General features: G+C 61.0%; 22 protein-coding genes. 11 read left to right on the forward strand and 11 right to left on the reverse strand.

Annotated features, from left to right (window positions below; all coding sequences use genetic code 11):
- The first annotated feature begins 121 nt into the window (after positions 1–121).
- The 3 genes from JX292_RS03580 to JX292_RS03590 all read left to right on the forward strand — a co-directional run bounded on the left by JX292_RS03580 (position 122) and on the right by JX292_RS03590 (position 4,069).
- Positions 122–586 (forward strand): hypothetical protein, encoded by a 465-nt coding sequence (locus tag JX292_RS03580; protein WP_204861524.1) that lies wholly within the window; start codon positions 122–124, stop codon positions 584–586.
- Positions 587–694: 108 nt separating this feature from the next.
- Positions 695–952 carry a preprotein translocase subunit SecG gene (gene secG, locus JX292_RS03585; RefSeq protein ID WP_070604260.1) on the forward strand — a complete coding sequence of 86 codons (258 nt, stop codon included), beginning with the start codon at positions 695–697 and terminating at the stop codon, positions 950–952.
- 474 nt (positions 953–1,426) lie between these two features.
- Positions 1,427–4,069 (forward strand): hypothetical protein, encoded by a 2,643-nt coding sequence (locus JX292_RS03590; protein WP_204861526.1) that lies wholly within the window; start codon positions 1,427–1,429, stop codon positions 4,067–4,069.
- A gap of 85 nt (positions 4,070–4,154) precedes the next feature.
- Here the strand turns inward: JX292_RS03590 and JX292_RS03595 are convergent, their stop codons facing one another.
- The 7 genes from JX292_RS03595 to JX292_RS03625 all read right to left on the reverse strand — a co-directional run bounded on the left by JX292_RS03595 (position 4,155) and on the right by JX292_RS03625 (position 13,960).
- Positions 4,155–5,258 (reverse strand): 6-phosphogluconolactonase, encoded by a 1,104-nt coding sequence (locus JX292_RS03595; RefSeq protein ID WP_204861528.1) that lies wholly within the window; start codon positions 5,256–5,258, stop codon positions 4,155–4,157.
- Complete coding sequence (locus JX292_RS03600; RefSeq protein ID WP_204861531.1) at positions 5,251–6,237, reverse strand: glucose-6-phosphate dehydrogenase assembly protein OpcA; 987 nt, start codon at positions 6,235–6,237, stop codon at positions 5,251–5,253. Before JX292_RS03600 ends, JX292_RS03595 begins: the two co-directional genes overlap by 8 nt.
- A complete protein-coding gene (gene zwf / locus JX292_RS03605; RefSeq protein WP_204861533.1) occupies positions 6,234–7,781 on the reverse strand; it encodes a glucose-6-phosphate dehydrogenase in 1,548 nt (515 codons plus the stop codon). The genes JX292_RS03600 and zwf overlap by 4 nt, the downstream gene beginning before the upstream one ends.
- Positions 7,782–8,014: 233 nt before the next feature.
- Complete coding sequence (gene tal / locus JX292_RS03610) at positions 8,015–9,118, reverse strand: transaldolase (protein WP_204861536.1); 1,104 nt, start codon at positions 9,116–9,118, stop codon at positions 8,015–8,017.
- Between the two features lie 147 nt (positions 9,119–9,265).
- Positions 9,266–11,368, reverse strand: a complete 2,103-nt coding sequence (tkt, locus tag JX292_RS03615) for a transketolase (protein ID WP_204861538.1) — start codon at positions 11,366–11,368, stop codon at positions 9,266–9,268.
- A gap of 649 nt (positions 11,369–12,017) precedes the next feature.
- Positions 12,018–12,875, reverse strand: a complete 858-nt coding sequence (locus tag JX292_RS03620; RefSeq protein WP_204861539.1) for an ABC transporter permease — start codon at positions 12,873–12,875, stop codon at positions 12,018–12,020.
- Positions 12,872–13,960 carry an ABC transporter ATP-binding protein gene (locus JX292_RS03625; RefSeq protein ID WP_239653623.1) on the reverse strand — a complete coding sequence of 363 codons (1,089 nt, stop codon included), beginning with the start codon at positions 13,958–13,960 and terminating at the stop codon, positions 12,872–12,874. Before JX292_RS03625 ends, JX292_RS03620 begins: the two co-directional genes overlap by 4 nt.
- A 166-nt stretch (positions 13,961–14,126) precedes the next feature.
- Here JX292_RS03625 and JX292_RS03630 point away from each other — a divergent pair, with 166 nt between their 5' ends.
- The 6 genes from JX292_RS03630 (at position 14,127) to JX292_RS03655 (ending at position 19,812) form a co-directional block, all read left to right on the forward strand.
- On the forward strand, positions 14,127–15,026 hold the full coding sequence (locus JX292_RS03630; RefSeq protein WP_204861543.1) for a helix-turn-helix transcriptional regulator: 900 nt from the start codon (positions 14,127–14,129) through the stop codon (positions 15,024–15,026).
- Positions 15,027–15,110: 84 nt separating this feature from the next.
- On the forward strand, positions 15,111–16,568 hold the full coding sequence (sufB, locus tag JX292_RS03635) for a Fe-S cluster assembly protein SufB (protein WP_275586144.1): 1,458 nt from the start codon (positions 15,111–15,113) through the stop codon (positions 16,566–16,568).
- Positions 16,568–17,842 carry a Fe-S cluster assembly protein SufD gene (gene sufD, locus JX292_RS03640; RefSeq protein WP_204861544.1) on the forward strand — a complete coding sequence of 425 codons (1,275 nt, stop codon included), beginning with the start codon at positions 16,568–16,570 and terminating at the stop codon, positions 17,840–17,842. The genes sufB and sufD overlap by 1 nt, the downstream gene beginning before the upstream one ends.
- A gap of 18 nt (positions 17,843–17,860) precedes the next feature.
- A complete protein-coding gene (gene sufC, locus JX292_RS03645) occupies positions 17,861–18,619 on the forward strand; it encodes a Fe-S cluster assembly ATPase SufC (RefSeq protein WP_204861545.1) in 759 nt (252 codons plus the stop codon).
- A 40-nt stretch (positions 18,620–18,659) separates the two neighbouring features.
- Positions 18,660–18,989 (forward strand): metal-sulfur cluster assembly factor, encoded by a 330-nt coding sequence (locus JX292_RS03650; RefSeq protein WP_049342815.1) that lies wholly within the window; start codon positions 18,660–18,662, stop codon positions 18,987–18,989.
- A 241-nt stretch (positions 18,990–19,230) separates the two neighbouring features.
- The gene (locus JX292_RS03655) at positions 19,231–19,812 is read left to right on the forward strand and encodes an Ltp family lipoprotein (RefSeq protein ID WP_239653624.1); all 582 of its coding nucleotides are present in this window, start codon (positions 19,231–19,233) and stop codon (positions 19,810–19,812) included.
- Between the two features lie 101 nt (positions 19,813–19,913).
- On the opposite strand, the gene JX292_RS03660 is transcribed toward JX292_RS03655, so the two are convergent.
- Positions 19,914–20,414: an HD domain-containing protein gene (locus tag JX292_RS03660; protein WP_204861547.1), complete on the reverse strand. Its 501-nt coding sequence runs from the start codon at positions 20,412–20,414 to the stop codon at positions 19,914–19,916.
- 558 nt (positions 20,415–20,972) lie between these two features.
- Between JX292_RS03660 and JX292_RS03665 the strand changes: the two genes are divergently transcribed.
- Entirely contained in the window at positions 20,973–21,827 is an 855-nt protein-coding gene (locus tag JX292_RS03665) for a DUF4253 domain-containing protein (protein WP_204861548.1), read from the forward strand.
- 119 nt (positions 21,828–21,946) lie between these two features.
- On the opposite strand, the gene JX292_RS03670 is transcribed toward JX292_RS03665, so the two are convergent.
- Genes JX292_RS03670 through JX292_RS03680 form a run of 3 tightly spaced genes read right to left on the reverse strand, consistent with a single transcriptional unit; the run spans position 21,947 to position 24,161 of the window.
- Positions 21,947–22,633: a CbiQ family ECF transporter T component gene (locus tag JX292_RS03670; RefSeq protein WP_204861550.1), complete on the reverse strand. Its 687-nt coding sequence runs from the start codon at positions 22,631–22,633 to the stop codon at positions 21,947–21,949.
- Positions 22,623–23,510: an energy-coupling factor ABC transporter ATP-binding protein gene (locus tag JX292_RS03675; protein WP_204861552.1), complete on the reverse strand. Its 888-nt coding sequence runs from the start codon at positions 23,508–23,510 to the stop codon at positions 22,623–22,625. Before JX292_RS03675 ends, JX292_RS03670 begins: the two co-directional genes overlap by 11 nt.
- A gap of 33 nt (positions 23,511–23,543) precedes the next feature.
- Entirely contained in the window at positions 23,544–24,161 is a 618-nt protein-coding gene (locus JX292_RS03680) for a biotin transporter BioY (RefSeq protein WP_204861554.1), read from the reverse strand.
- Positions 24,162–24,457: 296 nt separating this feature from the next.
- On the opposite strand from JX292_RS03680, the gene abc-f reads away from it, so the two are divergent.
- Positions 24,458–26,056: a ribosomal protection-like ABC-F family protein gene (gene abc-f / locus JX292_RS03685; protein ID WP_204861556.1), complete on the forward strand. Its 1,599-nt coding sequence runs from the start codon at positions 24,458–24,460 to the stop codon at positions 26,054–26,056.
- Positions 26,057–26,775: the final 719 nt, after the last annotated feature.

Here is a 26,775-nt window from a genome sequence, read left to right on the forward strand (position 1 = left end):
GGAGCCCCGCTAACCGGCGATGCGCGGCCGGTGGGCAAGATGCCGGGGCCCGTTCGCCCTTCGGCGCAAAACCCGCCCGGAATGTACCCGCCCCCGCGGTCTGCCCCGTACACTTAACGGCATGTTTAGCTTCGGATTCTCTCTCATCATCGCCGGACTCATCGGCACGATGCTTTTCCTCTACATCCGCAACCGCAAGGTCAGCGCCCCGCGCCTACCCGGCAATGACGGCGGCAACCTCGGCTACACGGGTGGCGAAGAGTACAGGGAACCATCACCCGAATACCAGTACTTCGAGAGCCGCCGCGACGAGTTTCTCGACCGGCTCTACAGCCGCACCTCCTCACCGGAAATCCCCGTGACCCTCACCCTGCGCGATTGGGTAGACCAGGGCTTTTACGTCGAAGGCGGCAACTACTGGGCGGCCGCGCAGCAGTTCACCTACTACCTTATCGACGGTGGGTACGTGCGCGCCTACGACACCGAAGGCGACGAACTCACCGCCCAGCGCGTGCTCACCGACCGGCCCGCAGCCCTGCAGCTGACCCCCAGCGAGTACCAGCGTCGCACTAACCGCGCCGCCTAAAAACCTAATCAACGTGACCGAATGGCGGCTGTAGCGTATAGTTAAACCGTCTGTCTGCAACGCGAAAGCCGCAGACCCCGCCCAAAGAATGACTACAGGAAGGTCCCCATGGACGTCATCATGAACGTACTCATGGTCATCATCGCCATTACCAGCGTGATTGCAGTGCTGCTCGTGCTGCTCAACCGCGGTCAGGGCGGCGGCCTCTCCGACATGTTCGGCGGCGGTATGACCAACTCCCTGAACTCCTCCGGTATGGCGTCCAAGAACCTGATTCGCCTGACCGTGACCGTGATTGTCATCTGGGTTATCGCAGTGGTCCTGTACGGCCTGGCAATGCGCTTCAACGGCCAGATTGTCGTCTAGGCAGAGCCGTTCTAGTTAGAGCCCACGCCACCCCTGCGTGGGTGAGCCAATAGAGCTTCTCCCCGGTACTTCTCAACTGAGAATGCCGGGGATTTTTGTGTGCGTTACCTGTGACGAAATGGCTTGACCGCCGTTGCGGGGCGGGAGTACTCTATAAGCAATGGCGGATTATGAAGAGTCCTACTTTCTGAAATATCTTTTCTTATATTTATCGGATTCTTCGCTTCCCGCCATTTTTCTTTTAACCCCCGTTCCCGCGCGACCGACAGATAAGCGGCTGATGGACAAGCACGCGGTGGATAAGCACCGCCTAGGCTCCGCGATACGTAACGGTCGGTTGCCCCGCGAATACACACCCCCGCAGGTCATCGATGACCAAACCCAGCGACAACCCGCACCCACGCCGCTACGATAAGAACATAGACTATACCACCGACGGTGACAGCCGGGTGAGACCAACGGAAAGGACGACCCGTGACCACCCCCTACGACGCATCCCCCTACCTGCAGGAATCACCCTACCTCAACGAATCCGCCTACCTTCACGGCGAAGCGCCCGAGGGCCTCAGCCCCCTCGTGCGCCTCATCCTGATGCGCCGCTACGGCGTGTACGTCTTCACCGACCTGTACGACCCCTCCTACCGCTCGAACTACTCGAGCATTAATGAGCGGCACCAGGCCGGCGCATTCGACACCGACCTGGGGCGAGTATCCGTCCTGAGCAATTGCGGTCTGACCCTCAGCGAGGAATCTCTCGCCCAGGCGCTGAAGGCCAGCACCAACGAATTCGCCCTGTTCGCGACCATCTGGTCCTACGAATACGGGTACCGTCCCGGCCGCGTGTTCCGCCGCGACTTTGATCTGCGCGCCCTGACGCTCACCGACGAGCAACGCTACACCGAGCAGATTATGCACTACCTCTCCAACCCGTACTACAACCCGGACGGTACCGAGCGCATCCTTGGCGGCCTGCCTGAGAACTACGTGCCCTACGAGTGGCAACAGCCGATGAGCCGCTCCAACTTCACGAGCATGGAACGTAACCGCCGACCCCTGCAGATGGTCAGCGGCGTGCAGAACGCCCTGATTATGGCGGATGCCCTCTACCAGCAGCTGCTCGGTCAGCAGCAGGCGTACAACCAGACCGACCAGCGCGACCTGGTGGCGTTGCACCGTTTCCTCGCCCAGCATGACGCTCTGCCGGCTGCCCGACCGGAGAACACCAGTCGCGAAAACCGCGTGTTCATCGCCGCCTGCCTGCACCCCGAAGACGTTGAGCGTCTGCGCACCATGAAGGAGGCGCTCGCCCTCGCCGCCGCCTACTCGCGCCTGCGTTTCAACGGCACGGTGGGGGACTTGAGCCTGAACATCGCGCCGCGCCTGAAGCTACGCCGTAGCGAACGCACCCGCATCGCGCACCTGCTCAATCGGGTGCTTGAGGCTGACCCGGTCGGTGCCCGCTACGACAGTGCGCCCGGCGCCGAAATGTACAAGCGCCTCGTCAAGGCGATTCACCCCGGCGACTACCCGTCGCTGACCGCGCTGAGCCGCTGGGCTGACGACCTGTACCGCGGTGAAGTGTACAGCTTCGAGTCGCTGGTAGACCGCGCCTACGCCACCAAGGACGCACAGAACGTGGCACGTCTGCTCTCCACACGCCCCGGTGTGTTTGCGCGCCAGCTGGTGCGCGCCCTGGATGCTTTCGAAGCGCCCCGCTACGGCATCGATACCGTCCCGAGCCGCGGCCAGCAGGTCATCTTTGATGCGTTCGCCGCCGTGGCGCCGCGCGTTTCCGCACCCATCCTGGTGCAGATTCGTAACCTGGTGACCCTGCAGCGTAACGCGCTCGCGAACCCGCCGAAGGAGCGCCCCGCCAACCCTGTGGCGGCGCAGGAGGACCGGGAGCTGGCTGACTATGCGCGCCGTAACCCGGAGGGCGTCGCGAGGGTTCAGAACCTCATGCAGAACGCCGGCATTCCGAACCCGCTGGGGTCTTTCTTTGGGGATAATTCCGGCCCCGAGAACCCGCTGTCCTCTATCCCGGTCGGTTCCGAACCTGCCGCAAGCCAGCGTGAGGAGCGCCGCGTGGCTTCCGCTCAGAAAGCTGAGCCTGCCGCGCCGCGGCGCATGAACCTGTCCAAGACCGGTATCGCCACCATGATTCCGGCGCGCGAGTACAGCCCGGCGGTGCTGGACCTGCTGGAGCGCCTGGTTGAGATTGGCCTGTCTGGTCGTCTTGCCGAGACCAGCATCTACCTGCCCGAGCAGGTGGGGGATATGGTCATGCCGCTGAACACCCGTAGCGCCCGCCCCTCCCTGGACGGTATGGGCCGCTACAACACCTCCACGGTGCACCTGCCGCCCACCGGCGTGATTCGCCTCTTCTGCTTCTGGGATGAGGTCGTGGACATTGACCTGTCGCTGATGATGTTCGACGCCGAAGGCAACTACATGGACAAGATCAGCTACTGGTCGCAGACCGTGAAGAACAGCCAGGGCGCCATTTACGCGCACCACTCCGGTGATATTACCGACGGTACCGGTGGCGCCTGGGAGTACATCGACATTGAGGCTCGCAAGGCGCTCAAGGCGGAGGTGTGCTACCTCGTGCCGGTGGTGCAGCTGTACTCCGGCTTCGGGCAGACAAGTACCCTGGATGCGGTGAACGACCTGCAGGCGGGCTTCATGGTGGTACCCGCCGTGGGCGTGGGCGAGGTGCACGAGGTGAGCCAGGTGCACACCAAGTTCGCCCTGCGCGCTGAGAGCCGCGGCGTGCTGCCGTTCATCGTGGACCTGCAGAACCGCGACCCGTATGACATCCCGGATGAGACCAAGGCCATCGTGAAGGTGACGGATATTGGTCTTGCCCACGGCATTAACGTGCTACAGTCCGGCGCGAACATCACCGCCGTGCGTGAGCACTTCGACTGGGCACAGCCCATGACGGTGCGCGAGTACCTGCGCTTGACTGGCGCGAAACTCACCCCGACCGCCGAGGAGGCACAGGAGGTGCTGGAGGCGACGGTCCCCTCGCTCGCGGCACTGTACGTGGGCTTCGAGTCGGACGACTCTTTGGAGGATCAGGATTCTCAGAACCCCGCCGCCGTTGAGAAGTAGCGGGCGGCGTAGAAAAAAGGGTGGAGCCCCGGATAGTTGCTATCCGGGGCTCCACCCTTTATCTAATGCAGTTCAGAACCGAACCTTACGGGCGGTTCTCGGGAGCCAGCGACTCCTCGGTTGCAAAAATCAGTGTCTGCTTCTTACCGCGCGCACCCACCGCCGGGGTCTCCAGCAGCAGCTCCGCGTTCAGGTCCTCGGCGTCCAGCTTGGCGCCAGCCAGAAGGCGGCTGGTCGCATCCTGCTTATCCTCACCGGTGATAAGGAAGAAGACGTTGCGGGAGTTGTTAATAATCGGCAGGGTCACCGACACGCGCTCAGCCGGGGGCTTCGGCGAGTCAGAAACCATCACGGTCACGGCCTTACCGCCGGCAACCGGATCCTCCGGTAGGCCGGTGCCCAGCAGAACCTGCTTGCGGCCCGGGAACAGGGAAGCGATGTGACCGTCCGGGCCCATGCCCAGCAGGGTGATGTCAAAGACCGGTGCGGGCCACTGGCCGCCACCACCGCAACCTCCGCCGCCGCATCCGCAACCACCGGCGGATTCGGCAGCCTCCGCAGCTTCAGCGGCAGCATCAAAGTCTTCGAGAGTGGTCTCTTCGAGGGACTGCTCGGGAGCGGACGAACCGCAACCGCCGCCACCACAACCACAGCCGCCGGAGCCACCGTGTTCGTGACCCGCACCGCCACCGTGACCGCCAGCCAGCGGCAGTTCGGTTGCACCCTCGGGCATCTGCACAGTCACAGCCGGCGCAGAACCGGCGTAGTCGCGCATTTCGAAAGCGTAGTGCTCAGCCGCAGCCTCAAGGCCGGTGAAAATATCGGAGGGGCCCATGCGGTGCACATTACCCACCACCAGGCCATGCGAAAGCAGGGGAGCGAGTAGCGCCTCAATGGCCTGACCATCATTACGTTCGGGGCTACGCTCGGGTACGAAACGCTCATCCGAGAACCAGAAGTGCACGCGTGACCAGTCGATATCCTCCACGCGCTCGTTCTCAGCCCACGCCTTCAAAGTGGCGATACCCATGGTGCCGCCGGTCAGCGAAATGTGGGCAATCGTGCGTTCGGAGAGCACATGCTCAATGATGTCGAGGATGCGAGTCACCGCGTCCGCTGCGAGAGCGTCGCGGGTCGGGTGCGCCACCAGGACGGGGGTCGAAGAACCCATATTCTGAATCTTAGGCATCGAACACCTCCGGATATTCTTTGAGGTCCAGCATGTCTTCGGGCTGGCAGGTGTCATCGACAAGAGTGACGGTGTGCAGAGCTTGCTTCAGCACGTCACCGTAGGTGTCGTCCGGGTCGAGGCGACGCAACTCCTCAGAGATGCACTCGGCCAGGGTGCGCACCGGCAGGGCAATCTGCTGATCCGGCGCATACGGGGTGGAAATCGTTGCTACCGACACGCCGGGTCGGAACATGGTCACCGAACCGTCTTCACGCTCAATGCTGACGCGGTACAGGCCGCGATTCGCCGCGCCGATAGTGGCCAGGTGCACAGGTGCTTCAAGCTTCCAACCAAGCCAAGTACCGAGCAGAACCACGGACGGAGACTTGCCCGAACCCCACACAACTACACGACGCACGGGGGAGGTGGGCATCTGCTCCAATAGCGCAGCCAGCTGGGTACGCCACAGGGTGAGGCGGGTCCACGCCAGGTCGGTATCGCCAGCGCGGTACACCTCAGCCAGGTGAGTCAGGGCGGCCTTCGGGTCCTCCGCGCGCGCCGAATCGGTAATGCGGCGCTGAGCGATACGGCCGATGGAGTGCTGAGCCGGGTTCTCGGGTACCGAGTGCGGCCACCAGACCACGATGGGGGAGTCAGGTAGCAGCAAGCCAGAGATGAGCGCCTCGGTCGGGCGGGATGCGCTACCCCAGCCGCGCAGAACAATCATCTCGGATGCGCCGGTGTCGCCGCCCAGGTGGATTTCTGCATCCAACCGGTCAGGGTCGAGCGGATTGTGCGAAATGTGCACGATGACACGGCTCGGGTGCTCGTGGGAGGCACGAACCGCCGCGCGCATGGCCTCGCGAGAATGGCCCTTCTCAGCTAGCACGACGAGGGTGAGCACACGTCCGCTGCTCAGGCTGCCGTTGTTGGCACGCAGCTGTCTCAGTTCCTTGTTGATAGCGGAAACATTGGTGTTATGCAGATGCGAAATCACGGGCGCCTCCAAGCGCGGTTGTCGCGTTCGAGCATTTCGTGTGCCGAACGCGGACCCCACGAACCGGACTCGTAGGGTTCAGGCTTAATGCGGTTTTCTTCCCAGTACTCTTCGAACGGGTCGAGAATCTTCCAGGAAAGCTCAACCTCTTCGTGGCGGGGGAACAGCGGCGGCTCACCGAGTAGAACGTCCAGGATGAGACGTTCGTAAGCCTCGGGGGACTCTTCGGTGAAGGAGTGGCCGTAGCCAAAGTCCATGTTGACGTCACGGATTTCCATCTGGGTGCCGGGCACCTTCGCGGCGAAGCGGATGGTCATACCTTCATCGGGCTGCACGCGAATAACAATTGCGTTCTGACCGACCTGAGGGTTCTCACTCTCACCAAAGAGACGGTCGGAGGACTTCTTGAAAATCACGGCAATCTCGGTGACTCGACGGCCCAGGCGCTTGCCGGCGCGCAGGTAGAAGGGGGTGCCCTCCCAGCGGCGGTTAGCGATAGACACCTTTAGCGCGGCGAAAGTCTCAGTACGAGAATCAGCGGGAATATCCTTCTCATCGAAGAACCCGTTAACGTGCTCGCCGCCCTGGTAGCCGGCAGAGTACTGGCCGAGCGCGAAGGAATTCGGCAGGTCGTCAATCTGGACTGCTTCAAGTACCTTCGCCTTCTCAGCGCGCAGGTGCTTAGCGTCCAGGCTGAGGGGCTCCTCCATGGCGGTGAGAGCGAGTAGCTGTAGAAGATGGTTCTGGATAATATCACGCGCAGCACCCACACCGTCGTAATACCCGGCACGGGATCCGATACCGATGTCCTCGGCCATAGTAATCTGCACGTGATCCACGTAGTGGGAGTTCCAGAGCGGCTCAAACATCTGGTTGGAGAAACGCATCGCCAGAATGTTCTGAACGGTTTCCTTACCCAGGTAGTGATCGATGCGGAACACGGCATCGGGCGGGAAGACCGCCTCCACGATGGAGTTCAGCTCGCGTGCGCTCTCGAGGTTGTGGCCGAAAGGCTTTTCAATGACCACACGACGCCAACCGTCGACGGGGTTGACGGTGTCCTCATCGTGCGAAGCCAGACCGTGCTCGGCCAACTTAGTGAGGACCTGTTCGAAGGCCTTCGGGGGAATGGAAAGGTAGAAGGCGTGGTTGCCGTGAGCGCCGCGTGCATCGAGCTCTGCGAGAGTGTTCTTGAGCTTCTCGAATGCTGCATCGTCGTCGAAGGCACCTTCAACGAATCGCATGCCCTGCTGGAACTGGTTCCACACATCCTCGCGGAAGGGGGTGCGGGCGTTTGCCCGAACGAATTCGCGCACGTAGGCGCGGAAGTCGTCGTCACTCCAGGGGCGGCGGCCAAAGCCGACGAGGCCGAAGCTCGGCGGGAGCAGACCGCGGTTCATGAGGTCATACACTGCCGGAAGCAGCTTCTTACGAGCCAGATCGCCGGTCACGCCAAAGAAAACTAGCGCGGACGGGCCCGCGATGCGGGTGATGCGGCGGTCGCGAGGGTCCCGGAGGGGGTTCGCTTCTTGACCGAAAGTCACAATATATTCCTTTGATTGCCTTGGTTGGTGCGTGCGGCGCGCGGTTCGTACCATATCGCGCGGTGGCGATGCCGCATCGTGGAAGGTGTGCACCCAGTATTGTACCGTTTCTGGGTTCGTTAGCTGGGGGGCGGCCTGATCCGCCGGGCTCCGTAGCGGAACCCGGCGGATCAGGGGCGTGCATCCGGCCGCCTCACAAGTTACCTCATAAGAGGAACAACCGGATGCGCGTCTTAGCGAGCGTTATCGAGCGCCTCGCGGACGGTCTGCAGCAACTCTTCCCAGGAGACATCGAACTTGGACAGACCCTCGGTCTCGAGCTTCTCGACAACCTCGGTGTAGGAGATGCCGTGCTCGGCGATGGCGTCCAGCACCTCATTCGACTCGGAGTAGTTCGGAACGATGGTGTTGCCGGTAATCTCACCGTGGTCAGCAACAGCGTTCAGGGTTGCCTCGGGCATGGTGTTCACGGTGTTGGGTGCCACCAGGCCGGTCACGTAGAGGGTGTCGGGCAGAGAGGGATCCTTCACGCCGGTGGAGGCCCACAGCGGGCGCTGCACGTTCGCGCCGTGCGCCTGCAGGCGAGCCCAACGCGCGGTGGAGAACATCTCCTCGAACACCTCGTAGGCGAGGCGTGCGTTAGCCAGACCAGCCTGGCCCTTCAGTTCGAGGGCGTCGCCACCGATGACCTCCAGACGGCCGTCAATCTCGGTGTCCACGCGAGAGACGAAGAAGGATGCAACCGAGTGGATGGTGGACAGGTCCTTGCCGTTCTCCAGCGCCTGCTCCAGGCCGAGCATGTAGGCGTTGATGACCTCGCGGTAGCGGGTCAGGGAGAAAATCAGGGTCACGTTCACACTGATGCCGGCGGCCAGGGTCTCAGCGATAGGGCGCAGGCCTTCCTTGGTTGCCGGAATCTTAATCATGACGTTTTCGCGGCCCACGCGCTTGTAGAGCTCACGTGCCATCTTCGCGGTACCCTCGGCATCGCGTGCCAGGCGGGGATCAACCTCGATGGAGACGCGGCCGTCAAAACCGTTGGAGGAATTGTAGATGGGGGCGAACACGTCGCAGGCGTTGCGCACGTCGTCGCAGGTTGCGGCGAAGACGGCTTCCTCAACATCGGCACCGGCGGCAGCCAGCTCACGCATCTGCTCGGCGTATGCGGCGCCCTTGGAGAGCGCGCCGGCGAAGATGGTGGGGTTGGTGGTCACGCCGACCACGTTGTGGGTCTTGATGAGCTCGGCGAGGTTGCCGCTGGTCAGACGCTCACGGGAGAGGTCGTCAAGCCAGATAGAGACGCCGGCGTCGGAAAGCTTCTGAGTGGACTCAGACATGGGTAAAACCTTCGATTCTTGAATGAGGAAATGAAAAAAGTATTGGAGGGACGCGATAGCGGGCCCGGGCGCCCCTCATAGTGGGGCGCCCGGATCGTTCGCGTCGCGCCTCCCGGAACCCTTGCGTTCCGGGGGTGTGAGTATCGCTTACTTGGCGGCGGCGATGGATTCCTTAGCGGCCTCCACGACGGCCTCGGCGGTCACACCGAACTTGCGGTACAGGGTCTTCGCATCGGCGGAAGCACCGAAGTGCTCAATCGACACGGCGCGGCCTGCGGAGCCGAGCAGGTCGTACCAGCTCATGGCCAGGCCAGCCTCGACCGAGACGCGGGCTGCAACCGAGGAGGGCAGGACCGACTCGCGGTACTCCTCGCTCTGCTCGGCGAACCACTCGCGCGAAGGCATGGAAACCACGCGAGCCGCGATGCCCTGCTCGGCGAGGGTTGCACGAGCCTGAATAGCCAGCTCAACCTCGGAACCGGTAGCAATCAGGATGACGTCCGGGGTGCCCTCGGTGTCAGCCATGATGTAGCCGCCGCGTGCGGTACCCTCAGCGGAGGCGAACTTCTCGCCCTCAGCGTCCGGGTGCACATCCTCACGAGCCCAAACGGGCAGGTTCTGACGGGAGAGCACGAGGCCCGCGGGGCGGTCGGACTTCTCCAGGATGGTGCGCCATGCGACGGCGGTTTCGTTAGCGTCCGCGGGGCGAACCACGTCGAAGCCGGGAATAGCGCGCAGGGAGGAGAGGTGCTCAATGGGCTGGTGGGTCGGGCCGTCCTCGCCCACGCCGATGGAGTCGTGGGTCCACACGTACAGCGAGGGAATGCCCATCAGAGCCGAGAGGCGAACCGCCGGGCGCTGGTAGTCGGAGAACACGAAGAAGGTTCCCGAGAATGCGCGGGTCGGGGAGGAAAGCACAATACCGTTGACGATTGCTGCGGCAGCATGTTCGCGAATACCGAAGTGCAACACACGACCGTAGGGGTTACCGGTCCAGTCTTCGGTGGTTCGCGATGCCGGGTTGAAGGACTCTGCACCCTTGATGGTGGTCAGGTTCGAACCGGCCAGGTCGGCGGAGCCACCCCACAGCTCAGGGAAGGTCTCGGCGATAGCATTAATCACGGTGCCGGATGCCGCGCGGGTTGCCACGGAGGTGCCGGCCTCGAACACGGGGAAGGCGGCCTTGTAGTCGGCGGGCAGCTCGCCCGCGACCAGACGCTTGTACAGTGCGGCGCGCTCGGGATTGGCCTTCGCCCACGCCTCGAACTTCTCGTCCCAGGCCTTGTGGGCGGCGGCACCGCGCTCGCGCAACTGGCGGGTGTGCTCAAGCACGTTCTCCTCGATGAAGAAGCTCTTGGCGGGGTCGAAGCCGAGCACCTCCTTGGTGGCGGCAACTTCCTCGGCACCGAGCTTGGAGCCGTGCACGGCGCCGGTGTTCTGCTTGTGCGGTGCGGGGTAGCCGATGATGGTGCGCAACTCGATGAAGGAGGGCTTGTCGGTGACAGCCTTCGCACGCTCAATGGCGGCGTACAGTTCTGCGACGTCCTCGACGTAGTCGCCGGTGCGGGTCCAGTCCACGCGCTGAACGTCCCAGCCGTAGGATTCGTAGCGCTTAGCCACGTCCTCAGTAAAGGCGACGTCCGTGTCTTCCTCAATGGAGATGTGGTTGCGGTCCCAGACAACAATCAGGTTACCGAGTTCCTGGTGACCCGCAAGCGCGCACGCCTCGGCGGTCACGCCCTCCTGCACGTCACCCTCGGAGGCGATGACGTAGACGTGGTGGTCGAACGGGGAGGTACCGGGGGCGGCCTCGGGGTCGAACATGCCGCGCATACGACGCTGCGCGTAAGCAAAACCAACAGCGGAGGCCAGGCCCTGACCGAGCGGACCGGTGGTGATTTCAACGCCCTTAGTGTGCTTGTACTCGGGGTGGCCGGGGGTGAGGGCACCCCAGGTTCGCAGTTCCTCCAGGTCCTTCATCTCGAGGCCGTAGCCGCCGAGGAAGAGCTGAGTGTACAGGGTCAGGGAGGTGTGGCCGGGGGAGAGGATGAAGCGGTCGCGGCCTTCCCAACGGTCATCGGCCGGGTCCTGGTTCATGACCTTCTGGAACAGCAGGTAAGCGACCGGCGCCAGGCTCATCGCCGTGCCGGGGTGGCCGGAGCCGACCTTCTCCACGGCGTCGGCGGCAAGGATGCGGGCGGTGTCAACGGCTCGCTGATCGATTTCTGTCCACTGGAGGTTTTCTGCCACGTGGGTGTCCTTTCGCAAGGGTGAGTGGATGCGCCAACGGCTAGGTGCTGGCGCCCTGTTCGTGGGGCGTAACGGTACCCCGGCGGTGTTTATTCCGCGCGGCGCATTTCGGCTAGTACCCTGAGGTCTGGCTACGCCCTTTTCGTTTAACAGGATAGTTCACTCCGCCGCACTATCTGATGTGACGGTGTGTACATTCACAGGGTGGAACGCTGCCCGTCTAGGAGCGCTGTTGGAGCGGCCCCAAATCGGTGCGGTGTGGGCTTTCTTCAGCTATGAGAGATTTTGAGGGGTGGTGAAGCTCATGTTAAGGTTGAGCAGGAAGGTTGCGGACTGAGACAGTGGTTGGGTCGGTCCGCTCCTCGGTGATTAAAGCCCCTCCTCCGAACGTGAACGTGATGGAGTCCAGCTGTGGTGGTTGGACTCGTGGTTCGGCAGGAGGGGGCTTTCTTTTTAACCCTCGCGGGGTTGTTCCGTGTGGGTGCCTCGACTGGCGTACACGAATGCTTCTCCAAACGCCCCCGCCTCAAGCTCTCGTTCTCGGCCCCCCGGACACAGCAATGCCCCGCGGCTGACGAACATGTCGAAAGCTGCGGGGCATCGGGTGAGGTACCAATCGTAAAGCACCGGCCGAAGGGGGTCGGTCAGGCTAATCAGACCACTTGAACTTGCGCGAGGCAACCAGGCCGAGAATGACGGTCCAAACCGTCAGAACCCAGTGCGGGTCCGCCATCCACTGGTGGTGAATGAAGTTGCCGCGCAGAGCCTCGCCCAGAGCCGCCGAGGGGAACCATGACACGATCGCGCCGTACCAATCGGGGAAGGAGCTGAGCGGGAACAGCACGCCGCCGGCGCCTGCCAGAACCACCCAGGCGATATTCACAATCGCGAGGGTCGCCTCCGCGCGCACCGTACCGGCAATCAGCAGGCCCAACGCCGTAAAGGCCGCCGCACCCAGCAGCAGGGTGAGGAAGGCTCGGGAGAGGGCGATGGCGTCCGGGCGCCAACCCAAGCCGTACCCGACTACGCCCACGAGCACGAACTGAATGATCAGCACGACCACCACGGCGATGCACTTGCCCAGAATCAGACCGTTGCGGCCCAGAGGAGTGGTCGCCAGAAAACGGAGCACGCCGTAGCGGCGATCAAAGCCCGTCGCGATGCCCTGACCCGACAGCGCCGTGGAGATAACGCAGAGGGCCAGCACGCCGGGGACCGCCGCATCCATGCGCGAAACCCCCACCGAGTGGGCGTAGTCGTCAATTAGGCCCGTAAAGCGCAGGCCCAGAAGCGCCATGACGGGGAAGATAATATTCAGCATCAGCTGCTCGCCGTTGCGGAGCATCGCCATCGTCTCGTAGCGGCCCTGCTCAATCACGCGCACGAGCGGGTAGTTCGCGCGGGGTGGGATGTATTCCTCGTCTTCATCGATGGCGACGCCCTGGGCTGAGGTATCCACCGCAGTGTTCGTGTTCTGCACGCGGTCGGTAGAAGCGGTGGGGCTCATCGAATATCACGTCCTGAAATATCGAGGAAGACATCCTCGAGGGTCTTCGGTTCCATCTTGAGAGAAATAGGCATGAGGTAGCGTTCAGCCAGGGCCGCGGTGAAGGCCGCCAGATGCTCCGCGCGCAGGGGACCGACGAGCTCGTACTCGCCGGTCACAGCCGGGTGCTCCTCCGAGGCGGGAACGTAGGGGACCGTCTCGATGAGTTCCACTCCGGCCCGCAGGTGCGCCGGCAGCAGCTCCTCGCGGCTGGGGGTGGGGGCATCCAGAGTGTAGCGCAGGCGGTTCGTGCCGTCGTTAGCGATCAGTTCGGGGACGGTGCCTTCCTGCACGGTGGTGCCGTCCTCGATGATGTACACGTAATCGGCGAGCTTCTGCGCATCGTCAATCAGGTGCGTGGTGAGCACGATGGCCACGCCGCGCTCGCGCTGTTCGCGAATAATTTCGAACACGACGTTACGCGATTGCGGGTCCAGTCCCGCGGAAGGTTCGTCGAGGAAGAGCACATCCGGCTTGCCGATAAGGGCCGCCGCGAGCGCCACGCGTTGCTTCTGACCGCCCGAGAGGCGCCGAATCGTGGTGCCGTTGAACGCGTCGATACCCAGGCGGTGTGCGAGCTCTTCAATCGGGTAGGGGTCGGTGTACATGCTTGCGATGTGCTCAAGTAGTGGGATGGGATGCATGGCGTTGGGCAGGCCGCCGTCCTGGAGCATGATGCCTACCTTGGCGCGCAGTTCGGGGTCTGCCAGGAGGGGGTTCTCACCGAGCAGGCGCACGGTGCCGCGGGTGGGTTTGAGCAGACCTTGGGCGCAGGCGAGGGTTGTGGTTTTACCTGCGCCGTTCGCGCCGAGAAGAACCACCACTTCGCCGGGGAAGACACGCAGATTTACCCGGTTGACGGCGCGGTAGTAGCCGCTTGCGGTGAGTCGTTCGGGGTGCTTATTGCGGAACGCTCGGGAGGGTTTGAATTCTTTAATAAGGTCTTTGACGCTCAGCGCCGGTTCTTCGGTGACGGTGAGCCTGCGCGCCGTGGGGGAGGAGCCTGTCTCCTCTGGATGGTCCGCGTGTGCGGTGGTGGTCTCCATGGGCATAACTTTCGATTTATTCGCGTGATATACCCCTATATTTTATGCATTGCCTCACGTGCTCAGCACATTTTGAAGGTAAGTAACATTCAGCTTTAGGTAAAAAAGTTAGTAAGTAGGAAAACCTAACTAGCCAAAGAAAAAACAATTAGGACATACTTTATTTGTGTATTCCGTGAACAAGACATCCCAGCGCTCCTCCGAGCGTGAGTCGCAGACCCGAAGTGGCACCCGCAGTGCCGCATCGGGCTCTCATGGTGCTTTCAGCAAAAAGTCCTCCGCGGCACGCACATCCAAACGTAAGGCCGAGGCTGAGGAACGTACCCGAGACCGCGTGCTCCGCGGCGTTCTTAACCACGGACCGGTGTCTGCCGCAAGCCTGGGGGAGCTGCTCAGCCTGACCCCCGCCGCGGTCCGCCGCCACCTGGACGCCCTCGAATCAAGCAATATGATTGAGGTCGCTCCCATCAAGAAGCACGGTGCGGGCGCCGGTCGGCCGGCTCGCCGCTACGTGATTGCTCCGCAGGGGCACGAGCGGCTCGGCAACGACTACCTGCTCATCGCGCGTAGTGCTCTGCAGATGCTGCGCGACACGGTCGGTGACGGGGCGCTGGAGGCCTTCGCTTCGGCCCGTGCGGCTGAGATGGAGGTGCGCTACCGCCCGGTGGTGGAAGCCGCCGGAGACAATGTGGCCGCCCGAGCTAAGGCGCTCGCCGAGGTCATGAGCAGGGACGGTTTCGTGGCCACCGCGCAGGTGACCGAACCTCCCGTGGGTCGTAGCGTGCCGGAGCACTTCCTCGCGAGTATCCAGCTGTGTCAGGGCCACTGTCCGGTTCGCGACCTGGCTGAAGACTTCCAGGTCTTCTGCGAGCAAGAGACCGGGATTATTTCTGATCTTCTGGGCGTTGATGTTCGCAGGCTCTCCACAATGGCCTCGGGTGCGCACGTGTGTACCACGCACGTGCCGCTGAACCGAGAGACCGTGGCGGAGAACGCGAAGTCGGCGAAACCAGCCACGCCGATCGAGCCCGAAGATGGCACGTCGGCTGAGAAGCCGAGCATCTAGCCGGCGGCTCGAACCCCAAAGACTACCGCGCCTGCATCCGGCAGGTGGCGGAGAGAATGTAATAACCATCGAAGAAAGGCCGTAATGACTGAGAAAGTTGGGCAGAACGCCAACGATACCGTCATTTCAGAGATCCTGGAGATGAACCCCGAACTCGAGGGCATTGGTAACTACGAGTACGGTTGGGCAGACTCCGACGAAGCAGGCCAGGCAGCTAAGCGCGGCCTGGACGAGGACGTCGTGCGTGACATCTCCGCGAAGAAGAACGAACCCCAGTGGATGCTGGATATGCGTCTGAAGGCGCTGAAGTTCTTCGAGCGTAAGCCCATGCCCACCTGGGGTGCGGATCTTTCCGAAATCGACTTCGACAACATTAAGTACTTCGTGCGTTCGACCGAGGGTCAGGCTGACTCCTGGGAGGAACTGCCCGAGGACATCCGCATCACCTACGAGCGCCTGGGTATTCCCGAGGCGGAGCGTAACTCGCTGGTTGCAGGTGTGGCCGCACAGTACGAGTCCGAGGTCGTGTACCACCAGATCCGTGAGGACCTGGAGAAGCAGGGCGTGATTTTCGTCGATACCGACACCGGTCTGCGTGAGTACCCCGAACTGTTCAAGGAATACTTCGGCTCCATCATCCCGATTGGTGACAACAAGTTCTCCGCACTGAACACAGCAGTGTGGTCTGGCGGTTCCTTCGTGTACGTTCCCCCGGGAGTTCACGTTGAGATTCCGCTGCAGGCCTACTTCCGTATTAACACTGAGAACATGGGCCAGTTCGAGCGCACCCTGATCATTGCTGACGAGGACTCCTACGTTCACTACATTGAGGGTTGCACCGCCCCCGTGTACAAGTCCGACTCCCTGCACTCTGCAGTGGTTGAGATTGTGCTGAAGAAGAACGCCCGCGTTCGCTACACCACGATTCAGAACTGGTCGAACAACGTCTACAACCTGGTGACCAAGCGTGCGGTTGCGCACGAGGGCGCCACCATGGAATGGGTGGACGGCAACATCGGTTCGAAGGTCACCCAGAAGTACCCGGCTGTTTACATGGTCGGTGAGCACGCCAAGGGTGAGACCCTGTCCATCGCGTTCGCTGGCGAGGGTCAGCACCAGGACACCGGTTCGAAGATGGTTCACATCGCCCCGAACACCTCCTCGACTATCGTGTCGAAGTCCGTGGCCCGTAACGGTGGCCGTAGCGCCTACCGCGGTTTGGTTCAGGTGCGTGAGGGTGCTAAGCACTCCAAGTCCTCCGTGGTGTGTGACGCCCTGCTGGTGGACACCATCTCCCGTTCCGACACCTACCCCTACGTGGACGTGCGCGAGGACGATGTGACCATGGGTCACGAGGCGACGGTTTCCCGCGTCTCTGAAGACCAGCTGTTCTACCTGATGCAGCGTGGCCTGAGCGAAGAAGAAGCAATGGCGATGATTGTTCGCGGCTTCGTTGAGCCTATTGCCCGCGAGCTGCCGATGGAGTACGCACTCGAACTGAACCGCCTGATCGAACTTCAGATGGAAGGATCTGTGGGCTAATGCCGACCAACGAAGAAACTCTGGGTTACCACTCCCCGATCATCCCCGGTATGGACCAGGAGGGCGAGAAGCTCGCCACCGAGTTCGCCCACGATGACACCCTGTACCGTGCCACCGAGGCACACCACCAGGGCTCCAACCCGAACAATATCCAGAAGGTGCTGGAGGCATCCCGCGCCGAGCGTAAGACCTCATTCAACGTGGAGGACTTCGCACCCCTGACCGGTCGTGAAGAGGACTGGCGCTTCACCCCGTTGAAGCGTCTGGGCGGCCTGCACCTGGAGAAGCTGACCGGCACCGCACCGGCACCGCAGATTACTGCACCCGAGCAGGTTCAGGTTGAGACCGTCTCCCGCGATGATGCACGCATCGGCTCCGCAGGTATCCCTGAGGACCGCGTGGCAGCGAACGCCTGGTCCAGCTTCTCCGAGGCAACCGTGGTGACCATCCCCGCTGAGGCTGAGCTGTCTGAGCACGTGGAAATCGACATCACCGGCACCGGTAACGAGGCTGCCGCACAGCACATCGTGATTGAGGCTAAGCCCTTCTCGAAGGCTGTTGTGGTTCTGCGTCACACCGGCTCTACCGTGCTCGCACAGAACATCGAGTTCGTGGTGGGTGACGAGGCTGAACTGAACGTCGTGTCCGTCCAGCAGTGGGCTGACGACGCGATTCACACCTCCGCACAGTACGCTAAGCTGGGCCGCAACTCCCGCTTCAAGCACGTGGTGGTTTCCCTCGGTGGCGACCTGGTGCGCGTGACTCCCTCCACCAAGTTCACCGCTCCCGGCGCCGAGACTGAAATGTACGGCCTGTACTTCGTGGACGCCGGCCAGCACATTGAGTCCCGCCTGTTTGTGGATCACTCCGTGCCTAACTGCAAGTCCCGCGTGACCTACAAGGGCGCGCTGCAGGGTAAGGGTGCGCACTCCGTGTGGGTTGGTGACGTTCTCATCGGTAAGGATGCAGAAGGTACCGACACCTACGAGCTGAACCGTAACCTGCTGCTGGAGATTGGCCCTCGCGCTGACTCTGTGCCGAACCTGGAGATTGAGACCGGCCTGATTGAGGGCGCCGGTCACGCATCCACCACCGGCCAGCTGGATGAACAGCACCTGTGGTACCTGCAGGCTCGCGGTATTCCGGAGGCTGAGGCCCGCCGTCTGGTGGTGCGCGGCTTCCTGAACGAGATTATTCAGCAGATTCGTGTTCCCGAACTTGAAGAGCAGCTCACCGAGGCCCTTGAGGCAGAGCTCGCACTCAGCAACAACTAAGCTTTACCAGGAGAAATAATGTCTACTCTTGAAATCAAGGACCTTCACGTCTCGGTCATCCTCGATGACGAAACCACTAAGCCCATCCTCAAGGGCGTTAACCTGACCATCAACTCGGGCGAGATTCACGCCATCATGGGCCCCAACGGTTCCGGTAAGTCCACCCTGGCTTCTACCATTGCTGGCCACCCCAAGTACCAGGTTGATTCCGGCCAGATTCTGCTGGACGGCCAGGACATCACCGAGATGAGCGTTGACGAGCGTGCCCGCGCAGGCCTCTTCCTCGCAATGCAGTACCCGGTTGAGATTCCCGGCGTGACCATGTCGAACTTCCTGCGTTCCGCAAAGACCGCAGTGGACGGCAAGGCTCCCTCCCTGCGTACCTGGACCAAGGAAGTCAAGGAAGCCATGAACAACCTGGAGATTGACCCCGACTTCATCGCACGTAACGTGAATGAGGGCTTCTCCGGTGGTGAGAAGAAGCGCCACGAGATTCTTCAGCTGGAGCTGCTCAAGCCCAAGTTCGGCATCCTGGATGAGACTGACTCCGGTCTGGACGTCGACGCACTGAAGATCGTGTCCGAGGGCGTGAACCGTGCGCACGAGGCGAACGACATGGGCGTCATGCTGATTACCCACTACACCCGCATCCTGCGTTACATCAAGCCGCAGTTCGTGCACGTGTTCGTGGACGGCAAGATGGTTGATCAGGGCGGCCCCGAGTTGGCTGACCGCCTGGAGGAAGAGGGCTACGTCTCTTACGTGGGTAAGAAGTAACCTGCTTTCCGTCACCGGATTCGACAAGAAAGACTGAACTATGACTGAGACTGTTCAGGGTCGTGTTCCTCAGGAAGATATTGAGGAAGCCCTCAAGGAGGTTATCGACCCGGAGCTTGGCGTCAACATTGTTGACCTCGGCCTACTTTACGGTCTGCGCTGGGATGAGGACGGCACTCTCATCCTGGATTTGACCCTCACCACTGCGGCCTGCCCGTTGCAGGAAGTGATTGAGGAGCAGGTGCAGGCCAACCTGGAGAACGTGGTGGATTCCTGGCGCGTGAACTGGGTTTGGATGCCGCCGTGGGGTCCGGAGCGTATTACTGAGGACGGCCGCGACATGATGCGCGCGCTGGGCTTCAACATCTAGGCTCCTGACTCGCAGATAGGTACCCGCCCGGTGCGGAAGGTGTATGCCTTCGGCACCGGGCGGGTATTTTTTGTGAGGTACTGGGTATGTGGGCAGTTGATGTGTTTGTTTTGGGCGAAGCCAATTTTTTTGCTGCTTTGACAATGGGGGGGGGTCCAGTATATTTCCTTGTGAATCATCCACTCACTTCATATTGGTTTTCTTTATGCAATGGCTGCTTGAGGAAAGCCGAAAGGAAATTATGGCACGAAAAATTATTGCCGCTGACGGTTCTGTCTACGTTAAGAAGAAGCCTTTCTACCTCCGCTGGTGGTTTATCGCTCTCGTCATCATTGTTCTTCTTGGCGGTTGCGCCTCGATGATTGGCGGCGGCTCGAAGAGCTCCACCACGGTAAGTGCTCCCTCATCTTCTGCGGTTGTTGATTCGTCGGCACCTAGCGCTTCTTCCGCTGCGGCAGATACCGGTACCTCTGTGGCTCCTACTACCGCTGCGGCGGAATCTAAGGCAAAGCAGAGCGATAACGTACCGAGCGAGTACAAGTCGGCGCTGAAGAAGGCAGAATCGTACTCGCGTACTATGCACATGTCGAAGCAGGGTATCTACAACCAGCTCACCAGCAATTTTGAGAAGTTCAGCCCCGAGGCGGCTCAGTACGCCGTGGATAACGTGAAGGCTGACTGGAACGCGAATGCACTGGAGAAGGCAAAGAGCTACCAGAAGACGGTTAACATGTCTCCCGAGGCAATCCGTTCCCAGCTGACTTCCTCTTTTGAAGGATTCACTGAGGAAGAGGCTGACTACGCAGTCTCCCACCTGAACTAATTCAACAGATAATTTAGAAGCCGCCCGGTGCATGGATACAGTATCCACACATCGGGCGGCTTTATTACACTCCGTGACTCTGTTTGCTACGGCTCGAAAGGCTACTCGCCCAGGCCCAGCAACTCCAGTGAGTGCTCGTACTTGATGTGCAGGCAGGAACGGGTCGGCTCTTCCAACTTCGCCAGACGGTGCGGATCCAGGTTGTCCATGATATCGGCACGCTTCACCAGACGAGCCAAATCATTGGCGCGCACGCGTCCCAGATACGAAACACGGGACTCACCGGGGCGGCGGGTGAGCGCCTCGATGGCATCCACAATCTGTGGGGAAAAGTAGCGAGCCAGGTAGGACAGAGACACGCCGGTATCCTCCACAGTATTGTGGAGTAGAGCAACAATCTGCGCTTCTGCCTTCAACTCCTCCAGGGAAGTGTCGGGAGAGGTCGAAGCCGCCATATCAGAGACGAGCTTGCGTGCCTCCAATGCAACACGACGCGGGTGGGAGATATAAGGCCAGCCGTTGCGGTCCGTCTGCCCCTCATGCGCCTTATCAGCGATGCTGTCTGCCAGGCGAATCATCTCTTTGTAGTAGCTATTCGTCACGAGAACCTCCATTGGTTACGACTCGAGCAATTGACGCTACCGGCTATACAATCCGAGGTATAGATAGCTGGTACCCCTACTGTACGGCACCCTGTCAAATACCACCAGAGGAACACCGGAAGAATGCGTAAATATGTAGATGTGACCGGACGATTAGGAGGAGCTGGAGGGGGAGGAAGCTTATTCTCCGCACCTGATGGTGTGCATCCTCCCGTAGGGGAGAAGTTTTGGGAGCCAAAGGAACAGTAGGTGCGGTATGCATGGTCCGCGAGCGCTCGGGCTACGTTGGCATAACCCCGTTCGGCGGGCCTTCGCAACCGACGCGACCCGCCCTATATCTCAGTAATTGACTCATTAAAATTCAATCTTTTTCGGAAGATCCGTTCACCAAAACCGCCCAATATAACGAACGTTTAGACCCGTTTAGGCCCCACCGATAGCAGCTCATCAAATGAAAAAAATGCGCAATTCAAAGGGGCGCCCCCGGGGCGCTGAAAACCCTCTTTCTTCCCCGGAAATAAGCGCTAAACTGTGGGTAACCAAACATCGGAGAACACCATGGCAGAGCTCTACGAGCACTTCGTCGCCCTGTATCCCTACCCTCACGAGCGAGTCCGCCACGGCGCCCCACGAGCCGAACTGAACCGGCGATACCTCGAACACCTCTACGAGGGCAAGAATAAGGGGGTAACCCCTATCGTGGTTGCCCTTGACTCTACCCTGCTCGGGACCATTGAGAACAACGTATCAGTACGCACCTCAACTCCCGTCGGCGAGATTACTGCTGAAATTATTCAGCAGTACGCGGTTGAGCTCCTCACGGCCCAGCACGAACACCTACGAGAAGTTGGCGTGGAACGGGCCGCGCATGAGGCCTTTCGAAGCCTCAACGAGACCACCTATCTGAACGCCTACCGGCACCTCATGGATGACGGAGATCTCAGCGAGGAAGACCTCAAAGCACCGCTAGGCACGGAATATCCCTTTGAGCTGACCGCAGGAATCATCAACGAGAAGGTTAAGACCACCGATATTGAAGGGGCCTCCGAACTCCTCATCGTGGACATGCCGGTTCAAGCTGCATCCGACGTTTTCGCGTACTTCCCTTTCGGCGGATGGGACCTCAGCCCCGCCCCCGAAACCATGCTGGCCATCGCCCGCTACTGGCTGGAGCGTGACGACGCCTATCCGGCGGTCATCGCGGCCGACTTCATCGAATTCTACACGCCGGTGCCGGTCACGACCCGCCGCGACGCCGAAATCCTGGCGGTCGAGCACACAATGGTTTCCTCGGCGATGCCGGTGCGCGTCTACCGCGGCTTCGACAAGCTCGTGGAGGCGCTCTACGGCCAGCATGACTGGTACCTGTGGTGGGAGCAACTCCCCGCCGCCCTGGTGGTTGAAACTCCCTAAAAGCATCTGAAAATAGACCTGAGTTAAATGCGAGAGGGTGGGGTGAACCGTATAGTTCATCCCACCCTTTTCGGATGTCTGCGCGGGTTTGTTCCTGGTTGTCGTGTTATGTCACTGCACTATTTCAGCTCATCCACGTGCCGCGCTCGCAAAGCCCGAGCGGTCGCCGTCGCATAATCCACCGCCTGCACTACCCACGGAATTAGCAGCCGCCAATACATGCGCTTCGGAAGGTTGCGCGCCACCGCCGCCCGCTGCAGGGCACCCCAACGGTCCACAAGCGCCGGGATGGAACGAATCATGAGGGCAATCAGCAACCCCAGACGCTCAGGCGAAAGACCCGCGAAACGCAGAGGCCAGCACAGCCGCACAAAACCGTCGATGAGGACCGGCAGGGGAGTACTCACCAGCAGGGTGCGGGAAGCGTAGAAAGCAGTCAGCATGGTTGCGATGGCATCCATACCGGAGGTGTACTGGCCCGTCAGCACGTAGTAAACACCCATAATCAGTAGCAGTAGCGCCAATGTACGAATCACCAACCACAGCTGGGAGACAGCCACCCCAGCCCACAATGCACACAGTGCGGACGCCACTAAAGCCGCCAGCGCCACCTGCCAGTCGGTCACCGCCAGCACAATGAACAACCCAAAGAAAAGGCCACCCTTGAGCCACAGCGGCGCCCGATGCACCGGCGTATTCAATGGCTGGTAGAAACCCACTAGTAACGTGCCGGGGTTGAAATCAGACCCATGAGAGACAGGACGAGGATTCATGCGAGGATTCGCGCGCGGCGTGTTAGCGTTCATGCGTGCCTCCGGCTGTATTCGTACCTTTGGCGATGCCTTCATCCGGGAACCCCTCAGCGCACCACAGACGGTACTGGCGCACCATCTGAGTCGCGTCCCCCTGAGCGAGCAGACGTCCGTCGTGAATGATGACGGCTTCATCGCAGGAAGCCGCTAAATCCAAGTCGTGCGTGCTGAGCACCAGCATCTGATCCAGGGACTCCAAGTACTTCAGTAGCCGCGCGCGATTGCGCAGATCCAGTAGCGTGGTCGGCTCATCCAACAGAAGAATCTGCGGGCGAGCCGCAAGAACACTGGTGAGGGCGACCAACTGCTTTTCGCCTCCCGAGAGGGTGAAAACGCTCTGGTTCTCCAGGCGTTCGAGGTTGCGTTCACGGAGGAGCTCGTGAACCCGCTCACGACGCTGTTCGCCGTCGAGCGTGGTTCCCTCAATGGCCGCGGCACGTCGCAGACTCAGGTCAATATCTTCAGCGACGGTGGGCATAATCAGCTGCGCCTCCGGCTGGGCGAAGAGCATACCCACGCCTTCGAAAGCGCCCTGCGAGCCCGCACCCTTCGAGCCGGGGGCCGGCACCTGCAAGGTGTCTACACTATTCACGCGCACAATACCCTCATCCGGATGGGTAAGACCGTTAAAAAGCCCCAGCAGGGTTGATTTACCACTACCGTTGAGGCCCAGCACCGCAGTGCGTTTTGCGGTGAAGCGCAGGCTCACGTTCTTGAGGATACGGCGATGCCCGCCTTCGGGTAGCTCGGTAAAAACACTCACCGATTCAAGCTCGAGGGCGGGCATGCTAGAAGAGGCGCTCGCTGCCTGCTCGGAAACACCCTGCACGATCTGCGGTGCATTCTGGCGCGGAGAGCGGCGAAAAAACATAGCTATCCTCTCAGATGGCTTCTAAAGGTGTCTCTAATGCTGGGTGGGAGCCAAGGACGGGAAGGCGCGGCGTACCGACAAGCCAACCAGAACCGCAATAGCGGACTTTACCAGGTCCCAGGGAACGAATACCATGGCCGCGTTGAACGCAGCAGCGAAACTCATGTGGGCGTTCATCATCATACCGGCGATACCGCAGGCAGTCAGCACCACAAAACCGCAGAAATTCGCCAGCAGGGCCATGAGGAAAGTGACGCCGACCGAACGGGTATTACGCGTAAACAGGTAGGCGAGGGTACCAGCGATTGCGGCAAAGGGCAGGAAGCCCAGCAGATAACCGGCGCTCGGGGATGCGAGCGAACCCAGGCCTGCACCGCCCCTTGCAAAGATCGGTAGACCGGCGAAACCAACCAGTAGGTACAGTGCTACGGCTGCGGTGGCGCGCTTACCGCCGAGCACCTGGGCGGTGATGTAGATGCCGAGGGTCTGGAAGGTGAAGGGGACCGCGATGCCGCCGAGGCTCATGGCGGGCATGATGGCCAGGGCTGCGATGAGGGCTGCGAAGACAGCGATGAGGGAGAGATCGGTGGCGACCGAGGTGCGGGCAGCGTCGTTGCGTCGGGGTGCGGAATTGTGTACGGGTTCGGACATCGGTGTGTACTCCTTCGGGTACGGGTTCGGTGGGTCGGCTCGGGAAAGAGCTAGGGAAGGGAAGTTTGTAGTGTGTCGTTGCGTGGCGTGGAACGCCTTGCTAAACACGGTCATTGAACGGTGTTCGATATGTATCGTACACCCGTCACCACAGAAATAAAAGTAACTCACATGCACGTACCGCATCCCTGCACTAAAATTGATGGGGTGTTCGTTCGCCCGACCCGACGATTCGCCTCACCGGAACCGGCGCAGAGCATGAACACCACGCAGACCGTCCCACCCGAAAGATATCTATGATTGCCGTACAGAACCTTGAACTGCGCGCCGGCGCGCGCCTGCTCATGGAAGAGGTCACCTTCCGCATCGATAAGGGCGACAAGATCGGTTTGGTGGGCCGTAACGGTGCAGGCAAAACCACCATGACCAAGGTTCTAGCCGGGCTCACTCTGCCCGCGGACGGCACCGTCACCCGCAGCGGCGAGATTGGCTACCTGCCGCAGGACCCCAAGGTGGACGACATGAGCCAGCTGGCCCGCGACCGCATCCTCTCTGCCCGAGGCCTGGACGGCGTGGCCCGCAAGATGCGTCAGGCCCAGGAAGACATGGCCAGCGAGGACGATGCGGTGCGTGCCAAGGGCCTGCGCCGCTACGACCGCTTGGAGGCTGAGTTCATCGCTGGAGGTGGGTACGCCGCCGAGTCGGAGGCCGCGGTTATCACCTCCAACCTGGATCTGCCCGAGCGTGTGCTCTCCCAGCCGCTTTCGACCCTTTCGGGTGGCCAGCGTCGCCGCGTGGAGCTGGCGCGCATCCTCTTCTCGAATGCTGACACCATGCTGCTGGACGAGCCGACCAACCACCTGGACGCCGACTCAATCATGTGGCTGCGGGACTTCCTCAAGAACTTCTCGGGCGGCCTGCTGGTCATCAGCCACGACGTGAACCTCATGGAGCTCGTCGTCAACCGCGTCTTCTACCTGGACGCCAACCGCTGCGTGATTGACCAGTACAACATGGGCTGGAAGAACTACCTGGCCCAGCGCGAGCAGGACGAGCACCGCCGCAAGCGTGAGCGCGCCAATGCCCAGAAGAAGGCGAGTGCCCTCATGGAGCAGGCGAACAAGATGCGAGCCAAGGCTACGAAGGCCGCGGCTGCTCAGCAGATGATTAAGCGCGCCGAGAAGCTTCTGCGCGGCCTGGAGGAGGAGCGCCAGGTGGATAAGGTGGCGGCCATCCGCTTCCCGGATCCGGCCCCCTGCGGCAAGACTCCGCTCTCGGCGGAGGGTCTGTCGAAGTCTTATGGCTCGCTCGAGATTTTTACGGGCGTTGACCTGGCCATCGACCGCGGCTCCCGCGTGGTGGTGCTGGGCCTGAATGGTGCGGGTAAGACCACGTTGTTGCGCATGCTGGCCGGCACGACGAAGCCCGATACCGGCGAAGTTATCTACGGCCACGGCGTTAAGCTGGGGTACTTTGCGCAGGAGCACGAGATTCTGGACGGCGGCCGCACCGTATTTGAGAACATGAAGTCGGCGGCGCCCGACCTGGACGACACGCGAGTGCGGACGATTCTGGGTTCCTTCCTCTTCTCGGGGGATGACGTGGACAAGCCGGCCGGCGTGCTTTCCGGTGGCGAGAAGACCCGTCTCGCCCTGGCGACGCTCGTGGCTTCGAGCGCGAACGTGTTGCTGCTGGACGAGCCGACCAACAACCTCGACCCGGCCTCTCGCGAGGAGATTTTGCACGCCCTGAAGGCGTATCAGGGCGCAATTGTTATGGTTTCGCACGATGAGGGCGCCGTTGAGGCGCTCAACCCCGAGCGCGTGCTGCTTCTGCCGGATGCGGTGGAGGACCTCTGGTCGAAGGAATACCAGGACCTCATCTCGCTGGCCTAAAACGTAGGAGGAGGCTCCGGCGCCGTATGGTGTCGGGGCCTCTTTTGTGTCTCTTCTGGAGTTACCTTCTCGAGTATCGCGAAATAATGTGACCTGACCCGTGGGTTTGTATTGTTTTCTGACCATATGTGGTGTATTTGCGTTCCTGTGCATGGGTTCTGTTGAATTATGAGCATAAAGCACAGGGTGTTTTCGATGAGAAATCATGTTGCCTTGTGGGTTTCTATGGCTGAAAGAAAAGCTATTATGCGATATTTCGGGGGGTACCTGTGGGTTTTTTAAATTTTTTATGTGTGCCTAATGACATTGTGGGATTTTTGGTAGAAACACAACATTCTCCGGGTATAGACTGGAGTTGTTCCCGCTGATGCGAGGACGCACAAGCGAATCAAAAGCCCGTCACCATCGACGAGCTGATGCGGGGGAGAGGAAACTCCCACCCGCTCATGAAGGAGAACACCAATGCACAACACTGAATTCGAGAAGTACCCCACCTCCGGCGAAGAGAACGTTGAGGTTGACGTCTTCTGGCCCATCCAGGACGCTTAAGTCTCTTAGCCCGATAGGTTCGGGATGATTATTGCGAGGCACCCCGCCGCTTCCTAGCGAAGTGGCGGGGTGCCTTCGTGTCTTGGGATGACTATACATTCTGCCGCCGGGATGACGGCGGGGTCACTATGTCTTTGGGGTTTGGGGTTTGCGAGAGTGAAAAACCATCG

Origin of the sequence: Rothia mucilaginosa, assembly GCF_901875305.1 — a bacterium.
GTDB lineage: Bacteria > Actinomycetota > Actinomycetes > Actinomycetales > Micrococcaceae > Rothia.

Bases quoted from the DNA above. Each gene is read 5' to 3' on its own strand.
- JX292_RS03580 (WP_204861524.1), top strand. From the start codon at position 122: ATGTTTAGCTTCGGATTCTCTCTCATCATCGCCGGACTCATCGGCACG.
- JX292_RS03650 (WP_049342815.1), top strand. From the start codon at position 18,660: ATGACTGAGACTGTTCAGGGTCGTGTTCCTCAGGAAGATATTGAGGAA.
- JX292_RS03665 (WP_204861548.1), top strand. From the start codon at position 20,973: ATGGCAGAGCTCTACGAGCACTTCGTCGCCCTGTATCCCTACCCTCAC.
- tal (WP_204861536.1), bottom strand. From the start codon at position 9,118: ATGTCTGAGTCCACTCAGAAGCTTTCCGACGCCGGCGTCTCTATCTGG.
- JX292_RS03625 (WP_239653623.1), bottom strand. From the start codon at position 13,960: ATGGAGACCACCACCGCACACGCGGACCATCCAGAGGAGACAGGCTCC.
- JX292_RS03675 (WP_204861552.1), bottom strand. From the start codon at position 23,510: ATGTTTTTTCGCCGCTCTCCGCGCCAGAATGCACCGCAGATCGTGCAG.
- sufC (WP_204861545.1), top strand. From the start codon at position 17,861: ATGTCTACTCTTGAAATCAAGGACCTTCACGTCTCGGTCATCCTCGAT.
- JX292_RS03595 (WP_204861528.1), bottom strand. From the start codon at position 5,258: ATGCCTAAGATTCAGAATATGGGTTCTTCGACCCCCGTCCTGGTGGCG.
- sufD (WP_204861544.1), top strand. From the start codon at position 16,568: ATGCCGACCAACGAAGAAACTCTGGGTTACCACTCCCCGATCATCCCC.
- JX292_RS03670 (WP_204861550.1), bottom strand. From the start codon at position 22,633: ATGAACGCTAACACGCCGCGCGCGAATCCTCGCATGAATCCTCGTCCT.
- abc-f (WP_204861556.1), top strand. From the start codon at position 24,458: ATGATTGCCGTACAGAACCTTGAACTGCGCGCCGGCGCGCGCCTGCTC.
- JX292_RS03655 (WP_239653624.1), top strand. From the start codon at position 19,231: ATGGCACGAAAAATTATTGCCGCTGACGGTTCTGTCTACGTTAAGAAG.
- secG (WP_070604260.1), top strand. From the start codon at position 695: ATGGACGTCATCATGAACGTACTCATGGTCATCATCGCCATTACCAGC.
- JX292_RS03620 (WP_204861539.1), bottom strand. From the start codon at position 12,875: ATGAGCCCCACCGCTTCTACCGACCGCGTGCAGAACACGAACACTGCG.
- sufB (WP_275586144.1), top strand. From the start codon at position 15,111: ATGACTGAGAAAGTTGGGCAGAACGCCAACGATACCGTCATTTCAGAG.
- JX292_RS03680 (WP_204861554.1), bottom strand. From the start codon at position 24,161: ATGTCCGAACCCGTACACAATTCCGCACCCCGACGCAACGACGCTGCC.